7 protein-coding genes are annotated in these 6,396 nt (G+C 49.2%); 3 read left to right on the top strand and 4 right to left on the bottom strand.

Features of this window, described 5'->3' with window-relative positions; translation table 11 throughout:
- Positions 1-128: 128 nt before the first annotated feature.
- A complete protein-coding gene (locus U9P07_00270; GenBank protein ID MEA2107843.1) occupies positions 129-332 on the bottom strand; it encodes a hypothetical protein in 204 nt (67 codons plus the stop codon).
- Positions 333-682: 350 nt separating this feature from the next.
- Between U9P07_00270 and U9P07_00265 the strand changes: the two genes are divergently transcribed.
- The 3 genes from U9P07_00265 to U9P07_00255 are packed head-to-tail and all read left to right on the top strand — an operon-like array spanning position 683 to position 2,764.
- Positions 683-1,489, top strand: a complete 807-nt coding sequence (locus tag U9P07_00265) for a transcriptional regulator (protein ID MEA2107842.1) — start codon at positions 683-685, stop codon at positions 1,487-1,489.
- The gene (locus U9P07_00260; GenBank protein MEA2107841.1) at positions 1,486-2,457 is read left to right on the top strand and encodes a nucleotidyl transferase AbiEii/AbiGii toxin family protein; all 972 of its coding nucleotides are present in this window, start codon (positions 1,486-1,488) and stop codon (positions 2,455-2,457) included. Before U9P07_00265 ends, U9P07_00260 begins: the two co-directional genes overlap by 4 nt.
- Positions 2,458-2,485: 28 nt before the next feature.
- Positions 2,486-2,764 (top strand): XRE family transcriptional regulator, encoded by a 279-nt coding sequence (locus tag U9P07_00255; protein ID MEA2107840.1) that lies wholly within the window; start codon positions 2,486-2,488, stop codon positions 2,762-2,764.
- 5 nt (positions 2,765-2,769) lie between these two features.
- Here the strand turns inward: U9P07_00255 and U9P07_00250 are convergent, their stop codons facing one another.
- The 3 genes from U9P07_00250 to U9P07_00240 form a co-directional block, all read right to left on the bottom strand.
- Complete coding sequence (locus U9P07_00250) at positions 2,770-3,237, bottom strand: hypothetical protein (GenBank protein MEA2107839.1); 468 nt, start codon at positions 3,235-3,237, stop codon at positions 2,770-2,772.
- Between the two features lie 583 nt (positions 3,238-3,820).
- The gene (locus U9P07_00245) at positions 3,821-4,138 is read right to left on the bottom strand and encodes a DUF4406 domain-containing protein (protein MEA2107838.1); all 318 of its coding nucleotides are present in this window, start codon (positions 4,136-4,138) and stop codon (positions 3,821-3,823) included.
- A 3-nt stretch (positions 4,139-4,141) separates the two neighbouring features.
- A partial coding sequence (locus tag U9P07_00240; GenBank protein ID MEA2107837.1) for a phage/plasmid primase, P4 family occupies positions 4,142-6,396 on the bottom strand: 2,255 nt, incomplete at its 5' end.

Genomic DNA, 6,396 nt, shown 5'->3' with positions numbered 1-6,396 from the left:
ATAAAGGGAAGAATTCGAAGAAGATCAGGAAGAAGAATTTTTAAATTTTTTCAGGAAGAAAATAAATAGGCAGTTGTCACATTTTCACACCGCTATGAATAATACTGTTTCAGACCGTCGGTGACAGTTTAGACATTCCATTGCTTTTTCGCCTGAGCAAAACCAACCCATTCTCCATTACGGCCAAGACCGCGGCAAGCCATTTCTTTACACGCCAATTCCTGGGCATTAACAGCTCCGGAGGCAAGTTTCAGCAACAACTCAGTATATACGCTATTAAAGACATATTCCGGGTTGAGCTCATCAGATTCGTAAATTTTATTTTCTTCCATTTTTCCCTCCTTGAAAGCTGTTAAACAACGATATCTATTGCTTTGTTGTTTAGCTCTCCCGGAGCGATAAATCAAGTCATTTCAACCATAAATACTTGTTTTCATTCATTATTAATAAACATTTTACAAAAGATTATCGCAACCAGAATTCAGGATCGATGGTAATCGATTCCAGGTAGCTTTCCAGGGAAACAAAAGATCTGACACTTGATAATTGTGCATATAACCCATAAACTTACATGGGTTATGATAATAATCATCAAGTAGAGCCCAACTTTTAGCTTGACATTAAAACCTGTAACCCATAACATATTTATGTTAAACATGTTTTTTTGTCAAGGATGTCCACTATGAAACACGAAGAATTCTTTCGTAAACATCCGGTGTTTACCGGAGAAGAAATGGCCGACTACCTTTCGTCCTGCGGAGAAGTTGGTACTAGGACCAGGGAGGCTTTGCTAGCATACCACAAGAGAACAAGACACATTGTTTCCGTGCGGCGTGGGCTGTATGCCGTTGTACCACCTGGTACCAATCCTGCTTTATATTCATTCGACCCATTTCTCGTGGCTGCAAAACTGATCAAAGATGCTGTTTTATCGCACCACACGGCCCTGGAGTTTCACGGCCACGCTTATTCTGTCCATGAACAGTTCATCTATACAGCTTCCCGTCCGTTGAGCCCACTTACATTCCACGCCCATGTCTTTCGCGGAGTAAAATCACCAGAATCACTTCGTCGTGCGAACCAGGAACACTTTGGAGTCGTCACCATGGACCGATCCGGCATGGAAGTCCGGGTCACCAGCTTGGAACGGACTATGGTTGACGTCTTGAATCGTCCGGATCTTTCCGGCGGTTGGGAAGAAATCTGGCGGTCCCTGGAATCGGTGGAGTTCTTCGACCTTGACAAGGTGGTTGAATACGCTCTCCTGCTCGGAAATGCGACTACGGCCGCCAAAGTCGGCTTCTTTCTGGAACAGCACCATGAACCTTTAATGGTCGAGGAAAAATATCTTAAATCACTCCGCGGTCTCCGTCCGCGGCAGCCGCATTACCTGGATCGGGATAGGAGGAAATCCGGCCGCCTTGTTTCGGGATGGAACCTCGTGGTTCCCCGAGAGGTGTTTGAACGGACGTGGGCGGAGGTATTATGAGACTCTCAGCCGAGAAACTTGCCGCCGAAGCGGAATCTACCGGCTTCAGACCGGAGGTGCTCGAAAAAGTCGCACACCTGCTGGGATTGCTCGATACCCTGCAGAGCCACCCCTTTTTGAGAGGGAAGCTGGTTCTCAAGGGTGGAACCGCTTTGAATCTCTTTGTCTTCGATATCCCGAGGCTATCGATGGACATCGACCTGAATTACGTGGGAGCCGAGAGCCGGGATGCAATGCTTGAAGAGCGTCCCAAGATCGAACAGGCGGTCCAGGCGGTTTTCAAACGGGAAGGTTATACGGTCAAACGGATGCCGGAACAACATGCAGGAGGAAAGTGGTCGCTCCGCTACCAAAGTGCCTTTGGGCAGAGCGGCAGACTCGAAGTGGACATCAATTTCATGTATCGCGTTCCCTTGTGGCCAATCATAACCATGGACTCCCACCCGCTGGGAACCTGGCAGGCCACTGATATACCGGTAATCGATACTCATGAACTCGCGGCAGGGAAACTCGCAGCTTTATTATCACGACGTAAAGCGAGAGACCTGTTCGACAGTAACCAAATCCTCTGCATGGACTCCCTCAACCTTGAACGGCTCCGGATCGCTTTCGTCGTTTACGGCGCGATGAACCGAAAGGATTGGCGCACGGTTTCGATTGGAGATGTGGATTTTGACGCTGCGGAATTGGCCAGCCAACTTATTCCTACGCTCCGCCTCGGTGCGATACAGGGGACCAAGAACGCCGGGAATTATGGAAAAACACTCGTGACGGAATGCCGGCAGGCATTATCCGCAGTATTGCCTTTCAATGATGCTGAGCGAAAATTCCTGGATTTGCTGCTTGATAAGGGCGAAATCGATTCGACAATTCTAACTGCCGATGAAACCCTCCAAAAAAATATCCAGCAGCAACCACTCCTCGAATGGAAAGCACTCAACGTTCGGCAATACAAAGGGTTGCCATAACGGGAATCCTGCCGATTTGGAGGTCGACATGAACAAACATATTGGCAGCAACTTTGATGATTTTTTGGAAGAAGAAGGTACTTTGGCTGAAACTGAAGCCATTGCCATAAAGCGTGTTGTGGCATATCAAATCACCCAGTTTATGGAAAAGAAGCGTTTGTCTAAAACTGCCATGGCCCGCCAGATGGATACAAGCCGTTCAGCACTGGACAGGTTGCTTGATCCTGCAAACACCGCAGTCACTCTCCACACGCTGGAGCGGGCTGCTCAGGCAATAGGAAAACGTCTGCGCATAGAATTTGCTTAACATTTTCAATCTGCATAATTTTTACCTTCCGCCAAACACTTGAATTTCATCCGCCAGACTTTTGCCGTATCCACATGGAGCTGACACAGATCAGCAATTTCTGAAACTTTAAGGCCAAGTGAAAAACACCAGGCCATCAGGAAAACCTGGCGGAAATTGATGTTGATGCCGTTGACCATGGTGCCGGCTGCGGCAGTAAAGTAACGGCGGCAATTTTTACAGCAGACCCGGCGAAGGTTCCACCAGCTATTCAGAACCCGCTCGCCGACTATCGGAGCACCACACCGAGGGCAGAAAGGGCCGGCAGGATGAAGCTTTTGCAATATCCACCGGCGGCACTTTTCTTCATCCAGAAATTCAGGCGACATCACCCCGGCCACATCGGCAATGGTAAACACCGAAACCGGACCTTGACGATGGTCAACATGGTCATTTGTCTTTTTCACACTGGAGCTGTCAGTCATAGCAAGCATTGGAACTTATCCCCCTGTTTAAAAAAATCAAAGGCTTGAAAAAATTTTGACGTAACCAAATCCCGGGAGCTCCGCCCCCCGCATGGAAGGTCCCCTGGAAGGACCCGTTGCCTTTCTCAGCCCGTCCAGGTGATGAGAAGACCGGCCTGGATAATACGTGATGCCTTTCAGATTGCTTTTGGATATCCTCGTTCCATTTTCGGGCTGAAAAGTAATGCTGAACATGGTTTATCCCTCTGGTACCAACCTGGTCCGGGTTGGTCCGGGTCAGACTGGTACCACGATTTCTAAAGATTTCAATTAGTTAAGGTGGGTGGTCCAGGTGGTCCACCCTTTTTTAATTTAATAGAACAATTGTCAGGGGTTATTCACGCGCGCGCGTATGCGTGTACGCATATGCAATAAGTTGAAAACACCTGGACCACCTGGACCACCTGGACCACCCTACTTAAATAGCTGAAATTACTGGAATCAGTGGTACCAGTTCCACCTGGACCACAATGGTACCACCTGGACCACCCTGAGTATTTTTGTGGCTGCTTTTTCATGGGGAAACGGGGAGATATTTTCCTGGAATTCATTGTTACACTTCTTCACAAGCCCATGGAATTACAGGCTTTCCTATTTCATTCGCATAGTCAATCTCACACTGCATACCAAGAGAAATACCGTTGCCAGTGTAAACCCAGACTTCATGACAAACTCGTAAAAAAGTGAGCCCTGTTCTAATTCCAATTTCACGTTTTACATCGATGCTGTCATCCAAAAAACGTGGATAAAGAAGATGAGGTGCAAACGGTGCATGACCAATTTTTATGACTTGGTGACATAAAGTTTCCGCTACCAGCTCATTCAACTGGATATCTCCGGCATAGGGACTGCAGACAAAGATACGCTTCATTGACTACCCTTCTTTAATCCGGATGCCCTTGACAGCCCGCATCCGCTTGGTACCGACCCGAGGTCGGTATTCCTGTAAATTGATGACCGCCACCTGGAGCTCCCGGAAGAAGTTTTCCCGGCTGTTGGGTGAATACCCGCTCTCCCGGCAGTATTCCCGGTAGCCGCTATAAAGATCGTCTTTGTTGATGTCATACTCAGATCCTAAGTCACATTTATCCTCCACAAAGCAGAGAACGGGATTATTGAGCCTGCGGTATTCCATCAGCAGATCGGAGGTCTCCTCGCATTCGGTAAAGCCCCCCTGCTCTCTTAGTCTTTGCAATCCTGCCAGAGCCCAGAGGAAGATTTCCGAAAGTTCGTCCTGAAGGATTTCAAGCAGCCCAATGTCGGCGTCAGACCCCAGGAACTGCTTTTTGAACCTGATAGGAAGCATGCGCCGGAAAAAGCCGTCGCTGTTGTCCAGAACCCGGGGAAGCTTGTTAGCAGCAAAGGCCAGCTTGCAGTAGGGAGAAAACTCGAACGGGTTCTGGTGTTTGAAAGCTGCTGAAATGGGATCCCCGGTAATAATTGCCTTGAAGATGGGACTTTCCAAAGCCCGGCTGCCCACTTCAGTGGAAATGTTCAAAAGCTTGTTGTAGAGGTAGGATCGATAAAACTGATCCTCCAGGTCCTGGAAAGATACGGCAGCACAATTCTGGGGGCCTACCAACTCCCTTAGCATTTTCAAAAAGGTCGACTTGCCATCTGAGCCGGGGCCGACAAGCAAAAGACATTTGCCATAACGGGTATCCCGGGTCAGGCAGTAGCCGGCAAACTCCTGCAGCTGCATGATGGCTCTTTCCGTCTGCACCGACTCTTCCAAATACTGCAGCCATCGTTCACACAGGCTGGTGGATTCAGAGTCGAATTTCACCCCCAGCATGACAGTAGAGAAATAATCCTGACTGTGAGGTTTTAGCTCATAGGAATAGAGGTTGAGCATACCGTTCTGGACGCAGACCCAGTCCTCCTTATCGTTCACTAACCTTCCGTGAGGGATGGTGCTCAGCATCCTTGCCTGAAAAGTGGCATCCTCCACCCGGTTTTTGTTGGCTTCCTTGCCAAGGTATTGCAGAGCCAATGAGCGGATCAGATCAGCATTGTACTCCTCCCAGTAATCCCCTGACCAGCGGTAGAGCTGGCCGCTCATGGGATCTGACAGGAGTGGAATGTCTTTAAGAATCCGGTTGGCCAAAAGACGCGGTTTGAACGACAGCCTCCCGTTAATGCTGAAAGTAAAGAACTGTCGTTCACTGCCAAGGCCAGGACCATCCTCCGGAGGTGGCTCATAGAGTTTTGATCTACCCACCAGCTCCTGGAAATTATCGAGAGTTTTGTGATGGCGAATGATGAAATCGGTAAGATCCTGGCCATGGTCGGCAGGCCAGGAGCCGTCTGCTAGTCTGCCCATATATTCCGGCCATTCAAGCAGCCGGACACTGGCGGCAACTTTATGAAGACTGCTGGCGGCGTTATCGGCATGACGTTGACCTGCCCGGTCGGCATCATAAGCAATGACCACCTCCCGGCCTTCGAAAGGCTTCAGATGTTCGGCACTCCAAGTCCTAGTCTTGCTGGTCTGGGTAATGGCATTCAGGCCCAGGCTGCGGGCGCAGATCGTATCCGGCTCTCCTTCGCATAAAATTACGAGACCCTTGGAATCCGGTGCCGGTGGAAAGAGTCTGGTGGAACCGTATTCCTTGCCCCAGGAGATGATCTTTCCCTGCCTAGCGCCTGGTTTATAGAGGCGGATGTTGACCAGGCGGCCATCTGCATCCCGGATAGGGATGGCGATTCTTTCCGGCTTCCTGACTTTCTGGATATTACCTTTCTTCGTCCGGTAGACAGTCTGCAGGCGAAGGTCCAATATCTTGATGATCTCCGGCGTCCAGCCGCGAACTTCCTGCAAACGATTGATCCATTCAGCCGGCAACGGCTGCATCTGCTCCCAGATAGATTCCGGGATGATGGATGCCTTGGATTTCTGTTTGTATGTTTTGGATCCGGAATTGGTCGTTGCATCACTTGAACTGCCATAGACTTCCCAAAACTTTTTAAAACCTTCGCTTTTGTCAAGGTGATTGACGGTAGTAAACAAAGACACCAGGTCACCGCCAGCACCACAGGAAAAGCAGTTGTAAAAGTCTTCCTCGATGTTGTAGCCAAAGGAGCTGTTCTTCTCTCTATGGATGGGGCAAAGACCATGAAGCCAGGGAC

This window comes from Pseudomonadota bacterium (assembly GCA_034660915.1).
In the GTDB taxonomy this organism is placed as follows: domain Bacteria; phylum Desulfobacterota; class Anaeroferrophillalia; order Anaeroferrophillales; family Anaeroferrophillaceae; genus DQWO01.
Note: the sequence above shows the minus strand (reverse complement) of the source record. Positions and strands in the feature narration are given on the sequence as shown.

Excerpts from the sequence above, each read along its gene's own strand:
- U9P07_00270 (MEA2107843.1), bottom strand. The coding sequence starts at position 332 with ATGGAAGAAAATAAAATTTACGAATCTGATGAGCTCAACCCGGAATAT.
- U9P07_00265 (MEA2107842.1), top strand. The coding sequence starts at position 683 with ATGAAACACGAAGAATTCTTTCGTAAACATCCGGTGTTTACCGGAGAA.
- U9P07_00260 (MEA2107841.1), top strand. The coding sequence starts at position 1,486 with ATGAGACTCTCAGCCGAGAAACTTGCCGCCGAAGCGGAATCTACCGGC.
- U9P07_00255 (MEA2107840.1), top strand. The coding sequence starts at position 2,486 with ATGAACAAACATATTGGCAGCAACTTTGATGATTTTTTGGAAGAAGAA.
- U9P07_00250 (MEA2107839.1), bottom strand. The coding sequence starts at position 3,237 with ATGCTTGCTATGACTGACAGCTCCAGTGTGAAAAAGACAAATGACCAT.
- U9P07_00245 (MEA2107838.1), bottom strand. The coding sequence starts at position 4,138 with ATGAAGCGTATCTTTGTCTGCAGTCCCTATGCCGGAGATATCCAGTTG.